Origin of the sequence: Colwellia sp. 6M3 (assembly GCF_014077595.1) — a bacterium.
Classification (GTDB): Bacteria; Pseudomonadota; Gammaproteobacteria; order Enterobacterales; family Alteromonadaceae; genus Cognaticolwellia.
In genome coordinates this window covers 1-604 of record NZ_JACGWF010000209.1, presented here as the reverse complement: position 1 = coordinate 604, position 604 = coordinate 1, and the positions used below count along the sequence as shown (strand labels likewise).

The 604-nt window shown below is 31.8% G+C and carries 1 protein-coding gene; it reads left to right on the top strand.

Annotation, left to right across the window (positions count from 1 at the left end; genetic code table 11):
- The coding region (locus H4J50_RS19050) for a DUF1653 domain-containing protein (protein ID WP_182257709.1) at positions 1–114 on the top strand (114 nt) is incomplete at its 5' end.
- Between the last annotated feature and the right edge of the window lie 490 nt (positions 115–604).

The window sequence follows — 604 nt, the reverse complement described above, 5'->3', positions numbered from 1 at the left end:
GTATATCAACCTGAATATGGCGAACGTGCGATTTGGGTTAGACCACTGTCCATGTTTGACGAGACTATTGAAAGAGAAGGTAAGACAATCAAACGTTTTGAATATGTCGGGTAAATAACTATGGCCAAAAGGCAGGTGCTAGCCATCATTGCCTTAAAATTAATCGAATGCAAAGATAAATTATTTATCTTTGCAAACTAATTACATGACTTTCCAAACAAGCTTGAGTATCGACTAATTAGTAATAAAATTATGCAGATAATAGTCAGTGGTAAAGGCGAAAAATCATTCTCCATTCAGTTGCATCGTCAAGCCAATGAAGATAAAGAAAAATAGCCCTTACTCTATATTTATGAAGAAAATTTAAGCTAATAAAATAGTGTTATTTTTCAACATTTATTATAGATTTCGAAGATGTTAGTATTATTTATTCCACCAAAAAAAAATACAACTTCAAGTTAAATTGATGCTTTGCCCATAAAGTAGCACTAAGCTAATCAACATTTATAAGGACATACAATGGTTAAAGTAAGTGCGAACAAAGGTAACGATTTTCAGCCAATAAAAATACTCAAACTGTCCACTTTTTTGCAATCATTACAAC